The sequence below is a fragment of the Bauldia sp. genome, from assembly GCF_965232525.1.
Classification (GTDB): Bacteria; Pseudomonadota; Alphaproteobacteria; order Rhizobiales; family Kaistiaceae; genus Bauldia.
The window spans coordinates 2,561,606-2,578,315 of sequence record NZ_OZ246980.1; the positions used below are offsets into that span (position 1 = coordinate 2,561,606).

Annotated in this window: 16 protein-coding genes and 1 pseudogene; 12 read left to right on the plus strand and 5 right to left on the minus strand. The window is 65.3% G+C overall.

What is annotated here, in order from left to right; translation table 11 throughout:
• Window positions 1-16: 16 nt before the first annotated feature.
• The gene (locus ACO076_RS12145; protein WP_421723095.1) at window positions 17-691 is read right to left on the minus strand and encodes a 2-phosphosulfolactate phosphatase; all 675 of its coding nucleotides are present in this window, start codon (window positions 689-691) and stop codon (window positions 17-19) included.
• A gap of 76 nt (window positions 692-767) precedes the next feature.
• A complete protein-coding gene (locus ACO076_RS12150; protein WP_421723096.1) occupies window positions 768-1,412 on the minus strand; it encodes a GDSL-type esterase/lipase family protein in 645 nt (214 codons plus the stop codon).
• Between the two features lie 249 nt (window positions 1,413-1,661).
• On the opposite strand from ACO076_RS12150, the gene cysS reads away from it, so the two are divergent.
• The 6 genes from cysS (at window position 1,662) to cimA (ending at window position 6,834) form a co-directional block, all read left to right on the plus strand.
• Window positions 1,662-3,122, plus strand: coding sequence for a cysteine--tRNA ligase (gene cysS / locus ACO076_RS12155; protein WP_421723097.1), 1,461 nt, complete (start codon window positions 1,662-1,664; stop codon window positions 3,120-3,122).
• Between the two features lie 59 nt (window positions 3,123-3,181).
• Window positions 3,182-3,736 (plus strand): endonuclease domain-containing protein, encoded by a 555-nt coding sequence (locus ACO076_RS12160; protein ID WP_421723098.1) that lies wholly within the window; start codon window positions 3,182-3,184, stop codon window positions 3,734-3,736.
• Window positions 3,737-3,869: 133 nt separating this feature from the next.
• Window positions 3,870-4,271 (plus strand): VOC family protein, encoded by a 402-nt coding sequence (locus ACO076_RS12165; RefSeq protein ID WP_421726728.1) that lies wholly within the window; start codon window positions 3,870-3,872, stop codon window positions 4,269-4,271.
• A complete protein-coding gene (locus tag ACO076_RS12170) occupies window positions 4,264-4,749 on the plus strand; it encodes a GFA family protein (protein WP_421723099.1) in 486 nt (161 codons plus the stop codon). Before ACO076_RS12165 ends, ACO076_RS12170 begins: the two co-directional genes overlap by 8 nt.
• Complete coding sequence (locus ACO076_RS12175; RefSeq protein ID WP_421723100.1) at window positions 4,746-5,213, plus strand: hypothetical protein; 468 nt, start codon at window positions 4,746-4,748, stop codon at window positions 5,211-5,213. The genes ACO076_RS12170 and ACO076_RS12175 overlap by 4 nt, the downstream gene beginning before the upstream one ends.
• Before the next feature lie 19 nt (window positions 5,214-5,232).
• Complete coding sequence (gene cimA, locus ACO076_RS12180; RefSeq protein WP_421723101.1) at window positions 5,233-6,834, plus strand: citramalate synthase; 1,602 nt, start codon at window positions 5,233-5,235, stop codon at window positions 6,832-6,834.
• Between the two features lie 9 nt (window positions 6,835-6,843).
• Here the strand turns inward: cimA and ACO076_RS12185 are convergent, their stop codons facing one another.
• A complete protein-coding gene (locus ACO076_RS12185; RefSeq protein WP_421723102.1) occupies window positions 6,844-7,455 on the minus strand; it encodes a TIGR00730 family Rossman fold protein in 612 nt (203 codons plus the stop codon).
• Between the two features lie 118 nt (window positions 7,456-7,573).
• Here ACO076_RS12185 and ACO076_RS12190 point away from each other — a divergent pair, with 118 nt between their 5' ends.
• The 3 genes from ACO076_RS12190 to ACO076_RS12200 are packed head-to-tail and all read left to right on the plus strand — an operon-like array spanning window position 7,574 to window position 12,000.
• On the plus strand, window positions 7,574-9,685 hold the full coding sequence (locus ACO076_RS12190) for a LysM peptidoglycan-binding domain-containing protein (protein WP_421723103.1): 2,112 nt from the start codon (window positions 7,574-7,576) through the stop codon (window positions 9,683-9,685).
• Window positions 9,686-9,742: 57 nt separating this feature from the next.
• A complete protein-coding gene (locus ACO076_RS12195; protein ID WP_421723104.1) occupies window positions 9,743-10,081 on the plus strand; it encodes an ArsR/SmtB family transcription factor in 339 nt (112 codons plus the stop codon).
• On the plus strand, window positions 10,081-12,000 hold the full coding sequence (locus ACO076_RS12200; RefSeq protein ID WP_421723105.1) for an ABCB family ABC transporter ATP-binding protein/permease: 1,920 nt from the start codon (window positions 10,081-10,083) through the stop codon (window positions 11,998-12,000). Before ACO076_RS12195 ends, ACO076_RS12200 begins: the two co-directional genes overlap by 1 nt.
• Before the next feature lie 66 nt (window positions 12,001-12,066).
• On the opposite strand, the gene ACO076_RS12205 is transcribed toward ACO076_RS12200, so the two are convergent.
• Window positions 12,067-12,510: a hypothetical protein gene (locus tag ACO076_RS12205; RefSeq protein WP_421723106.1), complete on the minus strand. Its 444-nt coding sequence runs from the start codon at window positions 12,508-12,510 to the stop codon at window positions 12,067-12,069.
• Window positions 12,511-12,676: 166 nt separating this feature from the next.
• Here ACO076_RS12205 and ACO076_RS12210 point away from each other — a divergent pair, with 166 nt between their 5' ends.
• The 3 genes and pseudogenes from ACO076_RS12210 to puuE form a co-directional block, all read left to right on the plus strand.
• On the plus strand, window positions 12,677-13,378 hold the full coding sequence (locus ACO076_RS12210; RefSeq protein WP_421723107.1) for a phosphatidylserine decarboxylase: 702 nt from the start codon (window positions 12,677-12,679) through the stop codon (window positions 13,376-13,378).
• Window positions 13,379-13,385: 7 nt separating this feature from the next.
• Window positions 13,386-14,243 (plus strand): CDP-alcohol phosphatidyltransferase family protein, encoded by an 858-nt coding sequence (locus tag ACO076_RS12215; RefSeq protein WP_421723108.1) that lies wholly within the window; start codon window positions 13,386-13,388, stop codon window positions 14,241-14,243.
• Window positions 14,244-14,338: 95 nt separating this feature from the next.
• A pseudogene (puuE, locus tag ACO076_RS12220) lies at window positions 14,339-15,244 on the plus strand (allantoinase PuuE); the annotation flags it as partial.
• Between the two features lie 11 nt (window positions 15,245-15,255).
• Here the strand turns inward: puuE and ACO076_RS12225 are convergent.
• Window positions 15,256-16,167 (minus strand): dihydrodipicolinate synthase family protein, encoded by a 912-nt coding sequence (locus tag ACO076_RS12225; RefSeq protein WP_421723109.1) that lies wholly within the window; start codon window positions 16,165-16,167, stop codon window positions 15,256-15,258.
• Window positions 16,168-16,710 lie beyond the last annotated feature (543 nt).

Here is a 16,710-nt window from a genome sequence, read left to right on the forward strand (position 1 = left end):
CGGCGTGAGCGCCCACCTACTTGGCCGCGACGAAGCCCGTGTCGAGAAGTAGGGGTGCGCAACTCGAGACATCCATTTCCGCCGCGATTCCGACATCCCTGGCAAAACCGCGCTGGACCAACTCGACACCCGAAACAGCCTCCATCAGCCGATCGGCGAGATGCGATCTCGCCGACGTAAAGGTGTCCCGGGCGACGGTCGCCTCGGCTGAGAAGTCTCCATCGAGATTGGCGATGATCGCGCCGGCGCCGAGCCAATCCTCGATCGCTGGCCGAAGGCTGCCATCCGGCCACCGTTCGCCGGCGGGGACGACGGCCACCGTACCGCTTCGTGCGATCCGCGACACCGCACGGGCAACCGCGGACGCGTTGCGCAGACACCCGGCCAACACCGGCTTGTCCCTTGCCGCGTATGCGAGCCGTGATCCGTTGGGCGAGGGGAGAACCAAAGTCGCGCCCGCCGGAAGCCCCCGAAGCGACGACGACGAGAGACTGTAAGGCGCATCCGCATCGGAGCGGCTTCCGGCGAGGATCGCACCGCGGCTCACGGCCTCGCGCTCCGCCGCAGCACGGTCGCTCGTCGGGAACGGGAAAACGTGAGCGCCGTTGGCGCAGGCAACATCCACGCTGGTTGTGAACGAAAGAACGTCAACGATGACGAAGGCGTCGGCTTGGTCCAGTAGAGTCCGCAAGCCCGCCGGTCCCCATTCGCACAACACTCGCATGACAAGTCAGCCTCGTGTCCGAGAGAATCGGGCGGACCCGATCTTACTCCGCGCCGCTGTTGATCCGATCGAGCAGGGCCTCAACCGTGGGGGTCAGGCGCTCGACAATCACCGCATAGCCGTCGGGATTGAGGTGGCCGCCGAGATCGCCGAGCTTGTAGCGACGCATCTTGCGGCCAAAGCGGGTGACGCCATCGAAGAAGTTCTCGTAGTAGAGGGCGCCATGCTTTTCGGCGACGGCGGAGAAATCGTTGGGGGCGAAGCCGACGAGTAGCACATCCATGCCGGCACCGCGCAACGCTCCGACAATCACGTCGAGATTGCGAGAGATGGTGACCGCCGAGACGCCCTTGCGCCAGTCATTGCGGCCGAGGAAGACGATGACACCGTCGGTGCCCGCCGGGATCGATTGTTCAAGGCGGGCGATGGTCTCGAAGGTCATGTCGCCGTTGACCCCGGCATTGACGATCGCGACATCGTGGCCGCGGTTTCGCAACACCGCCTCAAGCTGGGCCGGGTAGGTCTTGTCGCGGTCGATGCCGAAGCCGTAGGTGTTGCTATCGCCAAGGGCGACGATCTGCACCGTCTCGGCAATCGCCGGGGTGACGAGGGCGAGCGCCAGAGCAAGCGCGACCAGCCCGGCGCGGCGGGCTGGTCGAACTGTGGCCGGAATGGACAAGGTCGGCACGGCGTGCCTCCTGATCTCGTCGCCGGCAGGACCGTAGCAAGGTGCGCGCGGTCGACCAAGCCGCCGTCGGGTTGACCTCGCCGCTCAAATGCGCCATTGGAGCCTCCATGACGGCGCTCGGGCGGACATCCGCCATCTGCATTATCGGGATCATTATTCGCTAGCGACACCGCTGGCTGGAGCCGTCCTGTCCCAAAATCCTGAGACGCGACACGCCCCGGCCGGCGGCCAAGGGGACATCGGTTCGCTATGGGCCTTCGACTTTACAATACGCTGACCCGGACGAAGCAGGACTTCGTTCCGATCGACCCGGATAACGTGCGGATGTATGTGTGCGGGCCGACGGTCTATGACTTCGCCCACATCGGCAACGCTCGACCGCTGATCGTTTTCGACGTGTTGTTCCGGCTGCTACGGCACCTCTATGGCGCCGACCACGTCACCTATGTCCGCAACATCACCGACGTCGACGACAAGATCAACGCGCGGGCGGCGGAGAAATTCGCCGACCTGCCACTGAATCAAGCGATTCGTAGGATCACGGAAGAAACCACCGCTCAATTCCACGCCGACGTGGCAGCGCTCGGCTGCCTGCCGCCGACGATCGAACCGCGGGCAACGGAGTACATCGACCGGCCGGATGCGTCGGAGGATATGCTCCGCCTGATCGCAAGACTGATCGACCGGGGCCATGCCTATCCGGCCGAGGGCCATGTTCTGTTCGACGTCAAGTCGTGGAAGGCCGCCGACGGCGCATCCGAGTACGGCAAACTCTCCCGGCGCTCCCTCGACGACATGATCGCGGGAGCGCGGGTCGAGGTGGCACCCTACAAGCGCGACCCGATGGACTTCGTGTTGTGGAAGCCCTCGAAGCCGGGCGAACCGGCGTGGGATTCGCCGTGGGGGGCCGGCCGGCCGGGCTGGCACCTGGAATGCTCGGCGATGGCCGGAGCGCTCCTCGGCGAAACCTTCGACATCCATGGCGGCGGCATCGACTTGGTGTTTCCCCATCACGAGAACGAAATCGCCCAATCGCGCTGCGCTCACGGCACCGACGTCATGGCCAACTACTGGCTCCACAACGGCTTCCTCCAGGTCGAGGGGGAGAAGATGTCGAAGTCGCTGGGGAACTTCGTCACGATCCGGGATTTGTTGAGCAGTTGGAACGGCTACGCATGGCCCGGCGAAGCGCTGCGATTCAACATGCTGAGAACCCACTACCGGCAACCGATGGATTGGACGCTTGCCGGACTGGAGGAGTCTCACAAGCTGCTCTGGGGGTGGTACGGAGATATCGAGAACGCGGAGCTATCGGATGTCCCCCAGGAGATCGTCAACGCGCTATCGGATGATCTCAACACGGCCAAAGCAATCGCCGGTCTTCATGCGCTGGCGGCCGCGAATGACAAATCGGGATTGCTGTCGGCGCTCCAGTTCCTGGGGTTCTCCGGCAAAAAGGCGCAAATCGAGCGGCAACGCGTTGCCGTGGTATCGGTGGCTGTCGAGGGTATTGGCGAGCCCATTGCTGACGGCTTCAGCGATCACGAGGTTGACAGTCTGGTCGACGCCCGTGCCGCCGCCCGCGCCGCCAAGGACTGGGCCGAGGCCGACCGAATCCGCGACGAGCTCGACGCCATGGGCATCCAGCTCAAGGACGCCAAGGATCCCGAGACCGGCAAGCTGGTAACCACCTGGGAGGTGAAGCGGTGAGGCGGGTTTCCCCTCACCCGGCCGCTTCGCGACCACCCTCTCCCACCAGGGGAGAGGGTTTGGCGCGCGACACCGACGGCTGCTTTCCGCTGACAGGGGGAGAGGGTTCGGCGGGTGATCCCAGCGGCGCGGCCGATGCAAAAGCCGACAGGAGCGGGCAACGAGGTGGACACCGCGATCCCTCTCCCCTGGTGGGAGAGGGTGGCCCGGCGCGGAGCGCCGGGTCGGGTGAGGGGGCACCGAAACGACGCAAAACGAAACGGGAGGTCCCCGAACCGGTGGCGTTTGCCCGGCGGTTGCGGCGTGACGCGACGCCGGCGGAGCGAGCACTCTGGCAGGTGTTGCGCCGGCCGCCCTTCGCCGTTGTGAAGTTTCGCCGGCAGGTGCCGGTCGGCCCTTATGTTGCAGACTTCCTGTCATACGCGGCGCGGCTAATCATCGAGGCGGATGGCAGCCAACACGGTGCCGATAGCCACGACCGACATCGCGACGCGTGGTTCGCGGCTCAGGGTTGGCGGGTGATGCGTTTTGCTAACAACGAGATCATGCGGAATCGGGGCGGCGTGGTTGAGGCGATTCGGTTGGCGTTGCGGGAACAGGGGATAGTGGTTTGAACCAGTTTCCCCCTCACCCGGTTCGGCCTCCGGCCTCACCACCCTCTCCCACCAGGGGAGAGGGTTTGGCGCGCGATCCGATCGTCGATGCAGACCACAGCGGAGGCACGCGATGACCGATGAACTGACCCTGATGATCGATCATGTGAGCCTGAGCGTTGCCGACCTAGAGCGGGCGAAGGCGTTTTATGCCGCGCTGCTGGCGCCGATCGGCATGGAGATGGTGGGCGAGGTGAGCGCGGAGCAATCGGGCTCGATTGCCTTTGCCGGCTTCGGGATCGGCCGGAAGGGGCAGCTTTGGCTGGCCGCAAGCGGCCAGCAGACCCCGACCACCCACATCTGTTTCCGGGTGCCGAGCCGGGCCATAGTTCGCGCCTTCTACGAGGCCGGACTCGCCGCCGGTGGCACCGATAACGGCGCGCCGGGCATCCGCGCCATCTACCATCCAGACTACTACGGCGCCTATGTGCGCGACCCGGAAGGCCACAACATCGAGGCAGTGACCTTCGCGCCGGAGGAGACCGACGATGGCTGACGAGCGGTACACCGGCGGGTGCCAATGCGGCGCGGTACGCTACGCGATCACCGGGCCGCTGATCGACCCGAGCATCTGTCACTGCCGGATGTGCCAGAAGGCGTTCGGCGCCTTCTATGCACCGCTGGTCGGCGCCAAGCGCTCGGACTTCACCGTGACCCGCGGTCAGATTGCGATCTTCAAGAGCTCGGACCTCGCCGAGCGCGGTTTCTGTCGCGACTGCGGCACGCCGCTCACCTACGACTACGTTGCGGCTGACCAGATCAACGTGTCGATCGGCTCGCTCGACGATCCGTCCATCGCCAGGCCGGTGATCCAATACGGGCTGGAGGGCCGGTTACCATGGGTCGGCGATCTCGATGGGCTGCCAGGAATGACGACCGAGAATGAAGACTTTCCTCACGAGAAGATCGCCCAGACCAACCACCAGCATCCGGACCACGACACGGAGATCTGGCCACCGGAGGACCGAGCATGATCGCCCATCTGTCCATGTCGGCGGCCGAGCCCGAAGCCGTCGCCCGGACGCTCGCTGCGATCTGGCAGGGGCGGGCGCTACCGTTCCCGCCGTTTCCCGATTCGTGGATCGCCTTCGCCGACGACGGTGAGGGAACGGCCATCGAAGTCTATCCGGTTGGGCACACGCTCACCGCCGGCCCCGAGGTTATTGCCTGCACGCCGGGCGGACCGGATCAGCGCACTGGGCCGGCGCATGTGGCGATCCGCTCGCCGCTGGATACCGCCGCGATCGAAGCGATCGCCGGTGCACACAACTGGCTCATCCGCGAATGCGATCGCGGGCCGTTCCGGCTGCTGGAGCTATGGGTCGAGGGGCAATCGCTGATCGAGATCCTGACGCCCGAGATGCAGGTTGATTACGATCGCTCGATGACCCCGGCGGCATGGGCGGCGATGTTCGGTTTCGACGAGAAAATCGAATAAAAACAATCGGAAAACGACGATGCCTAAGGAACGACTATATCTTTTTGACACAACCCTACGCGATGGCGCGCAGACCAATGGCGTCGATTTCGCCCTCGACGACAAGATCGAAGTGGCGCGCCTGCTCGACGCTCTCGGCATCGACTATGTCGAGGGCGGCTATCCCGGCGCCAACCCGACCGACACGGCGTTCTTCGCCGAGAACCGGACGGACAAGGCGACCTTCACCGCCTTCGGGATGACAAAGCGGGCCGGCGTCAGCCTCTCCAACGATCCGGGTCTGCGCGACCTGCTCGACTCGCAGTCCGATGCGATCTGCTTCGTCGCCAAGACGTGGGACTACCACGTCAAGCTGGCGCTCGGGATCAGCGAGGATGAGAACATCGAGTCGATCGGCGATTCGGTCACCGCCGCTCGCGAGGCGGGCAAGGAAGTGCTGCTCGACTGCGAGCACTTCTTTGACGGCTACAAGGCCAACCCCGACCACGCGCTTGCCTGTGCCAAAGCGGCCTACGATGCCGGCGCGCGGTGGATCGTGCTTTGCGATACCAATGGCGGGACGCTGCCGGACGAGGTCGAGGCGATCGTGTCGGAGGTCGCTCAAACGATTCCCGGCGATCATCTCGGAATCCACGCCCACAACGATACGGAGCAGGCAGTGGCCAATTCCCTGGCCGCGGTGCGCGCCGGGGCGCGCCAGGTTCAGGGGACGCTCAACGGGATTGGCGAGCGCTGCGGCAACGCCAACCTCACGTCGCTGATCCCGACGCTGATGCTGAAGCCGGCCTACGCGGATCGGTTCGCGATAGGTGTCGATGCCGAAGGGCTCGCCGGGCTGTCGAAGCTGGCGCACCGGTTCGACGAACTGGTGAACCGGTCGCCGAACCGCCAGGCGCCCTATGTCGGGAGCAGCGCGTTCACCACCAAGGCCGGGATTCACGCCTCAGCGATCGCCAAGGACCCACGCACCTACGAACATGTCGACCCGGCCGCGGTCGGAAACCGGCGGCAGGTGCTCGTCTCCGACCAGGCCGGCAAGGCGAACCTGGTCGCCGAACTGGAGCGGATGGGGATCGCGGTCGCGCGCGGCGACGGCCGGCTCGAGAGCCTGCTGCGCGAGGTGAAGCACAGGGAATCGGTCGGCTATGCCTATGAGGCGGCCGGCGCGTCGTTCGAGTTATTGGCGCGGCGCACGTTCGGCGTCGTACCCGACTACTTTGACGTCGAGAGTTTCCATATCTCCGTCGAGCGCCGCCACAATGCGCTGGGGCAACTGGTCACGGTCTCCGAGGCGGTGGTTAAGCTGACGGTCGGCAACGAGCGGCTGCTGACCGTGGCTGAGGGGAACGGTCCGGTCAATGCGCTCGACCGGGCACTACGCAAAGACCTTGGCGTCTATCGCGATGCAATCGCCGACCTCGAACTGATCGACTACAAGGTCCGCATCCTCAACGGCGGCACGGGCGCGGTCACCCGTGTGCTGATCGAAAGCGCCGACGCCTCGGGCAACTCCTGGTTCACGGTCGGGGTGTCGGAGAACATCGTCGACGCCTCGTTCGAGGCGCTCAACGATTCGATCATCTACAAGCTGCTGAAGGCCGGAGTCGCGGCGGCGGGTTGAAGCCCGGCTTCACATGAGCCCGGCGCGTTCGCCGAGAACCGTCTGCGGCAGATCGGCGACCGATTTCTGCAGCGTGGGAATCACGTCATCGATGCCTTTGCAGAACCGAGCCGGCAGCGCCGGATGCTCGCCGAGAAAATCCTTGTGGAGAAACCCGTCGGTCGTCATCTGGTCGAACTGACCGATCAGCGGGTCCCAGAAGCCGTTGATATTGACGAACAGGATCGGTTTTTCGTGCCGTTCCAGTTGCGCCCAAGTCATCACTTCGACCACTTCCTCAAGGGTGCCGATGCCGCCGGGGAGGGCGACAAAGGCGTCGGAGCGATCGAACATGGCGCGCTTGCGCTCATGCATGTCGCGGGTCACGACCAAGTCGGTCACCTCCCGTAACATGACCTCCCGATCCTTGAGAAACTGCGGAATCACGCCGGTCACGTGGCCGCCGTGAGCGAGCACCGTCTTGGCGACGATCCCCATCAGTCCGATCGAACCGCCACCATAGACAAGCCGCAACTCGGCGGCCGCGATGTTGCGGCCGAGGGTCTCCGCAGCTTCGGCGAAAGCCGGCGAAAGCCCCGTGTTCGACCCGCAATAAACGCATACGCTTCTCAGTTCTGCCATCGTTCTGATGTGGCACCGCCGCCGGCTGCCCGTCAAGCCGCGTGCCTTGTGGCGACGGGGCAAGCCGGATTAAATGGCGGCAACCAAAGAAACCGGAGGTGTCATGGACGCGCGGCGGATGACCGTTTGGATAGGCCTGATCGTCGTGCTCGCCGGCGTCGGCGTATTGGCCTATTTCGAAGTGCGCGACCGTGGTGGCGAGGGAACGCCGGTCTCAATCGCGGCGACCGAGGCGCAGGACGCGGCGCCGGCGGGCGATGCGGCGGAAACGGACGTAGCCGAAGCGGCGGCCGATGACGTAGGCGGGGCCGATGAGCCGGCCGTGGCGCCGGAGGACCTGGTCACCACCCTTGACGACATCGAGCGGGATGGGGAGGCGGCCGAGGGTGTGTCGCCCGATCCGGCCGATGGTGCCGAGGAGACAGCATCCGACGTCGTCCCGAGCGAGACACCCGATGTCGCCCAACAGGCTGGCGATGACGCGGTCAGGCCTGAGCCCGAGGCGGAGACCGATGTCGCGGCATTGCCGGCCGACGAAACCGAAGCAGTGGCTACGGATCAAGTCGAGGGGGGGGAGGCCGAGACGGCAGTCCCGACGCCCGATACTGCAGATGGATCGGCGGCAGCGGACGCCGACGCGGTAACAGCTCCGGACGCGATGGACGCGCCGAACACGGAAACCGCGGCCGTCGATCCGGCGGCGCCGGCCGACGATCCGGCGACGGTCGAGGAACCGGCGACCGTCGAAGACGAGACTATCGTCGTTGTCCCGAGCTTCGACATCGTGCGTGTCGAGCCGACCGGCGAGGCAGTGATCGCCGGGCTGGCTGCGCCGGGTTCGATCGTGGAGCTGATGCGCGGCGAGGAGCCGATTGCCACCGCCGAGGCCAACGAGCGCGGCGAGTGGGCGATGGCGCTGGTCGATCCGCTGCCGCCCGGTGCGCACGATCTGGGTATTCGCACGACGTCGCCGGATCAGACGACCGTGCAGCTCTCCGATCAGCGCATCGCGGTGATGGTGCCGGAGTCGGCGGATGAGGAGCCGCTGGTGGTGCTGGCGACGCCGGACGCGCCGAGTACCGTGGTGCAGCTTCCCGAGCCAGACGAGGTTCCAGTCAACGAACCGGAGACGGTGATCGCTGCGGTGCCGCCTGAGCCCACGCTTGCTGCGCCGGCAACGACGCCCGAGGGCGGTGCCGCCCCGGCCGGTGTTGCGGAGGTTGCGCCTTCCGCGTCCGCCGAGACCGGTTCCACTGGTGCCGGCGAGGAAGCGCCGGTCGTGGCCGCAGAGAACGCACCCGCGCCGGCGCCTGAGGCGGGCGAGTCAGAAATGCCGGCACCGGCCGAGTTGGCCGAGGCGCCGGCGGCCGAGCCGGGAGTTGAGGCGGAAACGGAAGTCGCGCTGGCTGAACAAGCACCAGCCCAGGTCGGTGATGTGCCCGGCGCTGCCGTCGCAGAAGCGCCCGCTGCGCCCACGCCGGAAGTCGGAGTCGCCACCATGCCCAGCCCGGCGCCGGCCGCGCCGGCCGACGTGGTGGAGGCAGAGGCGGGACAGCAGCCGGAGCGGGAGTCGACAGATGTCGCCGTAGCCGAGCCGGAGGCCGGTGTGACGGAAGCCGAGCCTGAAGTGGAACCGGAGATCGCGATCGCGCCGGAGCCGGAACCGGAACCCGAACCGATTGCACCGGAAGTCGTGGTCACCGCGGTTGAGGCGGAGACGACTGGCGATCTCTACATTGCCGGCACGGCGACGACGCCGGAACCAGTGCGTGTCTACATGGATGACCGGCTGTTGGGCGAAGCCAAGCCGTCGCCGTCCGGCACGTGGCTGCTACAGGCGGAGCGCGACCTACCGGCCGGCACCTACACCGTGCGGGCGGATCAGGTCGAAACCCCGTCGGGCGAGGTGGTGGCGCGGGCCGAGGTGCCGTTCGAGCGCGATGTGGAGGTGGCGATCCTCAAGCCGGTCGTCGACACCGGTGGTGATGCCACCGGCGCGGACGTCACCGGGCGACTCGGCGATCCGCAGACGGTGATCATCAAGCGGCGCGACAACCTCTGGCGGATTTCCCGGCGCATCTACGGCAAGGGTATCCGCTGGTCGACGATCTACCAGGCCAATAAGGACCAGATACGCAATCCGCGTTGGATCTATCCGGGGCAGGTGTTCGTGCTGCCGGAAGGCAACACCGCGTGGGAGGACGATCCGACGCCCGAAACACCGGGTTGATTCTGTTCTAGAAACGCTCTACATCCTTCATCGTAATTTTACGATTAAGGGTGTTCAATGGCTTTCGACAACGACGACGTCGTCCTCGCCGCACGGATCAAGGCGCTCGGGCACCCGGCGCGGCTGGCGATCGTGCGGGCGCTGATCAGGATCAGTGGCAGCCGCTGTTGTGGCGAGATCGTCCAGGATCTGCCGTTGGCCCAATCGACGGTCTCCCAGCATCTCAAAGTATTGCGCGATGCGGGAATCGTCCGTGGCGAAGTCGACGGATCCCGATCCTGCTACTGCGTTGATCGGGCGGCGCTGGCGGCGATCGTGGAGGCGATGGGCGGTTTCACGGCGATCAGCGCCGACTGTGGGTGCGCCGACGAAGCTTGCGCCGAAGCGGTGACCTGATGGCTGCTGTCGCCGACGCCAACCCGCAGCCAAGCGTGCGGCCCGAGACCACCTTCAGCACGATCCGCAGTTTGTGGCCGTACATGTGGCCGGCCGACCGGCCGGACCTGAAGCGGCGGGTGGCGTTGGCGCTTTCGGTGCTGGTCGCCGCCAAGGTGGTGACGGTGCTGGTACCCTACACCTACAAATGGGCGACCGATGCGCTGGTGCCGACGGACGGTGCCGAGACGTCGGTATCGACCGGTCTCGTCGCAGCGGTCACGGTCCCGGTCATGCTGGTCATCGCCTACGGCGTCGGCCGCGTCATGATGAACGTCTTCAACAATTTGCGCGATGCGCTGTTCGCCAAAGTCGGCCAGCATGCGGTGCGTGAACTGGCCTACAAGACGTTCGTCCACATGCACGCGCTTTCGCTGCGCTATCACCTGCAGCGGCGAACGGGCGGTCTGTCGCGGATCATCGAGCGCGGTACCCGCGGCATCGAGATCATTGTCCGCTTCACCATCCTCAATACGGCGCCGACAGCGATCGAGTTCCTGCTGGCGGCGGTGATCATCGCCTACCAGTTCAACCTGACCTACCTCGCCGTGATCGTCGCTACGGTGATCCTCTACACCTGGTTCACCGTCAAGGCGTCCAACTGGCGGATCAAGATCCGCCGGGCGATGAACGACTCCGATACCGACGCCAACGCCAAGGCGATCGACTCGCTGCTCAATTTCGAGACGGTCAAGTATTTCGGCAACGAGAAGATGGAGGCCGGCCGCTTCGACCGGGCGATGGAGGCTTACGAGGCCTCCGCCATCCGCATCTGGACATCGCTGGCCTGGCTCAACATCGGCCAGATCGTCATCTTCACCACCGGCATGACCATCTGCATGGCGATGTCGGCGGTGGCGGTGCTCAACGGCGAACAGACCATCGGCGACTTCGTGCTGATCAATGCGCTGCTGATGCAGTTGTCGATCCCGCTCAACTTCATCGGCTTCGTCTATCGCGAGATCAAGCAGGGGCTGATCGACATCGAGGCGATGTTCGATCTGCTCGACGTGCCGCCGGAGATCGAGGACCGACCGGGCGCCAAGACCCTTGTGGTCAACGGCGGCGCGGTGCGCTTCGACCACGTCGATTTCCACTACGATCCGGAGCGACCGATCCTCAAGGACATCAGCTTCGACGTGCCGGCCGGGCATACGGTGGCGATCGTCGGACCGTCGGGGGCCGGCAAGTCGACCATCTCGCGGCTGCTCTTCCGCTTCTACGACGTCACCGGCGGACGCATCACGATCAACGGTGAGGACGTCCGCGATGTTACCCAGGAGTCGTTGCGGGCCGCGATCGGCATGGTGCCGCAGGACACGGTGCTCTTCAACGACACCATCGCCTACAACATCCGCTACGGTCGGCCGGACGCCACCGACGCCGAGGTCCGCGAGGCGGCGCAGACGGCTCAGATCGCCGGCTTCATCGATGCGCTGCCCGACGGCTACGACACCGAGGTGGGCGAGCGCGGGCTGAAGCTGTCAGGCGGCGAGAAGCAGCGGGTGGCGATCGCCCGCACCGTGCTGAAAGGGCCGCCGATCCTGATCCTCGACGAGGCGACTTCGGCGCTCGACATCCACACCGAGCGGGAGATTCAGGCGGCCCTCGACCGGGTGGCGTCAGAGCGAACATCGGTAGTCATCGCCCATCGCCTGTCGACGGTGGTCAACGCCGATGAGATCATCGTGCTCGACGCGGGCCGCATCGTCGAGCGGGGTCGTCATGAGACGCTGCTGGCCGAGGGTGGCCTTTATGCCGGCATGTGGAACCGCCAGCGCGAAGCGGCCGAAGCGGAGGAGCGCCTCCGCGAAGTCGAGGAAACCGACACCGAAGGCTTCGTCTGCAAGCCGCACCCGCAACCGGAACCAGCGGAGTAGGGCAGTCAGGGTCGTCGACGCGGTGTCGCGTGCGAGTCTTCGACCACTTGGCTTCCGAGCAAACAGTTAGTCCGGCTGTTTCTCCATGAGGAGACACCAGGTTCCCATGGCCTCGCCATGTGTTTCGGCCAGGCACAGCTCCATCGAGGTCGGCGACAGCAAGATACCGTCGAAATGGGAGTCCTCGTCGACCATGATCAGGTTGTCGTTGTCCCGCCGAACGACGCCGAAAATCGCTTCGGCGTGGTCGGGTGACGACCAAACGCCTGTGATCGCGCGCCCTTCCTGTTCTTCGATGGTGAGCGTGAAGGTGAGATCATAGTTGCCGAATGTCGGCTCGTGGACCGTCGGTTCGTGGCCTTGGATGCCGTGGCTCACGCCGGCTTCGACCTTGCCCGTCCAAACGCCAACCAAATCCGGTGCCGGTTCCTGAGCCGTTGCCGCGGCGAAGCTCATGATGGCGGCCATGCCGGATAGCAAGCCAACTGTTACGATAGATGCACATCTCATTGCGGACATCCTTTGATCGCCCCCCGATGGCAACCCTGTCGACGGTTGTGCCTTTGGTGTCAACGGCGATCAAGCGGCGGATGGCGATTGCGCAAACGGATCGGACCGCTTCCCTTCCGGTGTCGTCCATGCTTGTTAGCCGTGACCGAAGCGAGGAGCGTTTTGTTTGGAGTCCATACTCGACTCGATCCGCGGGCTGATGGTGCCGATCCGCCGCGAGGGCTGGCCGTTCATCGCTATCGCTGCGGTGCTGACCCTGCTGCTCGGGCTCCTCTGGCAGCCGCTGTTCTGGATCGGCGTCGCGGTGACGGTGTGGTGCGTGGTCTTCTTCCGCGACCCGCCGCGGGTCATCCCGCTTGCGCCTGAGCTGGTGGTGAGCCCCGCCGACGGGAAGGTATCGTCGGTCGGTAGCGTGCCGCCGCCGGCGGAGATGGACCTCGGCACCACACCGATGCGGCGCGTGTCGATCTTCATGAACGTCTTCAACTGCCATGTGAACCGGACCCCGGTGCCGGGCAGGGTGGCGCGAGTCGTTTACACACCCGGCAAGTTTCTCAACGCCGAACTCGACAAGGCCAGCGAGGATAACGAGCGCAACGGAGTTGTCGTCGACAGCGCCCACGGGTCGGTCGCGGTGGTCCAGATCGCGGGTCTCGTGGCGCGGCGGATTCTGTGCTGGGTGAAGGCAGGTGACGATCTTGCCGCCGGCGAGCGGATCGGCATGATCCGGTTCGGCTCGCGGCTCGATGTGTACCTGCCGATGGACGCGGCCGTCCTGGTCGCGGAGGGACAACAGGCCATCGCCGGCGAGACTGTCATCGCCCGCTTCGGCGGCGGGGACGATCCCGGCCCGGTGCGGGTCGACTGAGGCGGCGATGTCGATCTTCCAGCCCTTCGATCCCGACGACGAACCGAAATGGCGCAAGCTGCGGCAGCTGCGCCAGGTCCCGGTGCGGATGGTGCTGCCAAGCGTGGTGACGCTGCTGGCGCTTTGCGCTGGGCTCACCTCGATCCGGATGAGTATCGAGGAGCGCTTCGACTGGGCCATCGCCGCCATCGCCATCGCCGCGTTCCTAGACGGGATCGACGGGCGGGTGGCGCGATTTCTCAAGTCGACTTCCCGGTTCGGTGCCGAACTCGACTCGCTCACCGATTTCGTCAATTTCGGTGTAGCGCCGGCGATCCTGCTGTTTGTGTGGACGCTGGACGAGACCGGATCGCTCGGCTGGATCGTCGCGCTGATCTTCGCGATCTCGGTGGCGCTGCGGCTGGCGCGGTTCAACGTCGCGCTGAAGGGGCCGAAGCGGCCGGAATGGCAATCGCGGTTCTTCGTCGGCGTGCCGGCGCCAGCCGGCGCCATGATCGTGCTCCTGCCGGTCTATCTGGAACTCCTCGGCGTGCCGCATGGATTCCTCACCGCGCCGCTGGTGATCGTTTACGCGCTGATCATCGCGGCGCTGATCGTCAGCGGGGTGCCCACGTGGTCGGCCAAGCTGGTCGGGCGGAAGATCCCTCGCGACCTCGTGCTGCCGCTTTTTCTGGTGGTGGTGCTGATCGCGGCATCCCTGGTCAGCTTTCCCTGGCAGACCATGACCGTACTCACCATCGCCTATCTCGGCGCGCTGCCGCTAAGCTGGCGCTCCTACCAGCGCCACCTGGCGGCGGACGCAGCGCGGGACGCGGCCGCCGAAACGCAGGAATCGGCGACACCGAAGCCGCCGTTAGATCAGTAGGACACCGTCCTCAACGCATCCGGTCCTGGCACGCGGTTGGTCGCGTGTTACGATCATCCGACCCATCGAACGTGCTCTCACGCCGCAGGTGATCCATGGACGAACCTTATCCCCGCGACATGATCGGCTACGGTCGGACGCCCCCCGATCCGAAGTGGCCCGACGATGCGCTGGTCGCGGTTCAGTTCGTCGTCAACTACGAAGAGGGCGGTGAGAACAACATCCTCCATGGCGACGAAGCGTCGGAGGCGTTTCTGTCAGAGATCGTCGGCGCAGCGCCCTGGCGCGGCCAGCGCCACATGAACATGGAGTCGATCTACGAGTATGGATCGCGCGCCGGCTTCTGGCGGCTGTGGCGCATATTCACCAACCGCAATATCCCGGTCACGGTGTTCGGCGTCGCCACCGCGCTCGCCCGCAACCCCGAAGCAGTGGCCGCCATGAACGAGGCTAACTGGGAGATCGCCAGCCACGGCCTCAAGTGGATCGAGTACCGCGATTTCAGTCGCGCGGACGAAGCACAGCAGATGCGCGAGGCGATTGCCATCCACACCGAAGTGACCGGTGCGCGCCCGCTCGGCTGGTACACTGGCCGGACCTCGATCCATACGACCGAGCTTGCCGCTGAAGAGGGTGGTTTCCTTTATTCAGCAGACAGTTACGCAGATGATCTGCCTTACTGGATCAGATCAGCCAATGGCCCATTTCTGATCGTCCCCTACACCCTCGATGCCAACGACATGCGTTTCGCGACGGCCCAGGGGTTCAACTCGGGCGACCAGTTCTATGCCTATCTCAAGGACTCCTTCGACACGCTCTATGCCGAGGGCGAGGCCGGGTCACCGAAGATGATGTCGGTGGGGCTGCACTGCCGTTTGGCCGGTCGGCCAGGGCGAGCGGCGGCGCTCGCCCGCTTCCTCGACTACGTGGCGGCGAGGAACCGTGTGTGGCTGCCACGGCGCATCGACATCGCCTGGCACTGGCACGCTCATCATCAGCCGGAACAGGGCGGCTAGGCCGGCTCGGTCGACAGCAACCGCGCGACGGCGGGTTCGGCAAGGAGGCCTGCGCGTGCAGCGTCGTCCAACGGGAGCAGAGGCGGGCGAACGGCCCGCCATTGCGGATCACCGTAACGTTCCGCCAACGCCACCTTGAGTGCCGGGATCATGCCATGGCGTTCAAAGGCCTTGCGTACCACCAGCAGATCGGCCTGCCGCCCGTCGGCTTCCGCGTCTTGCCAATGATCGATCAGCGCGCGGATACCGGTGGCGTTGATGTTGGCGGTTGCTGAGATGCAGCCAGCACCGCCGGCTCGCAATGCGCTGAGCAGATAAACCTCGGCGCCGGGGAAAACAGCCAGATCGGGGAAGTCGCGGATCAGGGCAAGCGTGTCTTCGGCCTTACCAGCGGAATCCTTGATGCCGACAATGACCTCCGGATACGCGGCGACCAATCGTCCGATCAGATCCGGCGACCAGCCAAACGTGGCCATCTGCGGGATGTGGTAGAGCATGATCGGCGGCACGTCCGCGCCAAGCTGGTCGATCATCGCCGCGACGAACGCGTAGAGGCCGTCGTCGGTCGCATTCTTGTAGTAGAAGGGCGGGAGCAAGAGAACGGCCGCGACGCCAGCGCGACCGGCGTGGCGGCTGAGGGTGACCGCGTCCTCGATGGCGCAGGCACCGGTCCCGGGCAACAGCTTCGCCGGCTCGATACCCGCGTCGATATGGGCGTCGATGACACGCCGCCGATCGTCGAGGCTGAGCGAATTGGCTTCGCTCGTGGTGCCGAGGATCGCCAGCCCGTGAGCGCCGTCCTCAAGGAGCCGCCGGCTGTGGGCGACCTGACGCCCGGTGTCGGCGTTTCCGTCAGCGTCAAACGGTGTAGCGACCGGCGGCCAAAGGCCTGAAAGTTTAGCCGTCATAATTCATGTCCAGCGTGAAGGTGAAAATGGATGCGTTTCTAGGTCGGAAGCCGTTGCTCGGTTCAAGCGACGATAGACCAATGGTTCACGTGGGTCGAACCGACGCGATATCTTCGTCCTGTGGATAACTTCAGCCGTGCGTGGCGTGTCACCGTTTCGTCATCGAAGCGAAGCCCGGCCGTCGTGTTGGCTGACTAGGGCAGGTGTCGCCAGCGGGTTATTGCGTACCCGGTATTGGTCGGGTGTATCGCCGGGTTCATGTTCGGTGTCAGCCTTAGCCGCCGCAGAGGGCAACACCAGCCGGCTGGCGAGCAGGGGGAAGAATACGGATAACAGGGCTGGGGTGTTGGCGTTTTCGGTTCAGCCCGGATATCTCCCCAAGCGTGCGGCGCCGCAGGACCCCTCGGCGCCGCACGCGATTCCATCCTCATAATCCTCTGTGATCCCGACATCTGGCCCCCGGCTCGGCGGAGTGTTAACCATGCGCTGACACGCGCGTGTCGATGCGGCGTTATCACCGACCGCCGGTGCCTCGAGGCCGGC

Bases quoted from the DNA above. Each gene is read 5' to 3' on its own strand.
- ACO076_RS12165 (WP_421726728.1), top strand. From the start codon at position 3,870: ATGATCGATCATGTGAGCCTGAGCGTTGCCGACCTAGAGCGGGCGAAG.
- ACO076_RS12190 (WP_421723103.1), top strand. From the start codon at position 7,574: ATGACCGTTTGGATAGGCCTGATCGTCGTGCTCGCCGGCGTCGGCGTA.
- ACO076_RS12200 (WP_421723105.1), top strand. From the start codon at position 10,081: ATGGCTGCTGTCGCCGACGCCAACCCGCAGCCAAGCGTGCGGCCCGAG.
- ACO076_RS12205 (WP_421723106.1), bottom strand. From the start codon at position 12,510: ATGAGATGTGCATCTATCGTAACAGTTGGCTTGCTATCCGGCATGGCC.
- ACO076_RS12175 (WP_421723100.1), top strand. From the start codon at position 4,746: ATGATCGCCCATCTGTCCATGTCGGCGGCCGAGCCCGAAGCCGTCGCC.
- ACO076_RS12215 (WP_421723108.1), top strand. From the start codon at position 13,386: ATGTCGATCTTCCAGCCCTTCGATCCCGACGACGAACCGAAATGGCGC.
- cimA (WP_421723101.1), top strand. From the start codon at position 5,233: ATGCCTAAGGAACGACTATATCTTTTTGACACAACCCTACGCGATGGC.
- ACO076_RS12185 (WP_421723102.1), bottom strand. From the start codon at position 7,455: ATGGCAGAACTGAGAAGCGTATGCGTTTATTGCGGGTCGAACACGGGG.
- ACO076_RS12195 (WP_421723104.1), top strand. From the start codon at position 9,743: ATGGCTTTCGACAACGACGACGTCGTCCTCGCCGCACGGATCAAGGCG.
- ACO076_RS12170 (WP_421723099.1), top strand. From the start codon at position 4,264: ATGGCTGACGAGCGGTACACCGGCGGGTGCCAATGCGGCGCGGTACGC.
- ACO076_RS12225 (WP_421723109.1), bottom strand. From the start codon at position 16,167: ATGACGGCTAAACTTTCAGGCCTTTGGCCGCCGGTCGCTACACCGTTT.
- cysS (WP_421723097.1), top strand. From the start codon at position 1,662: ATGGGCCTTCGACTTTACAATACGCTGACCCGGACGAAGCAGGACTTC.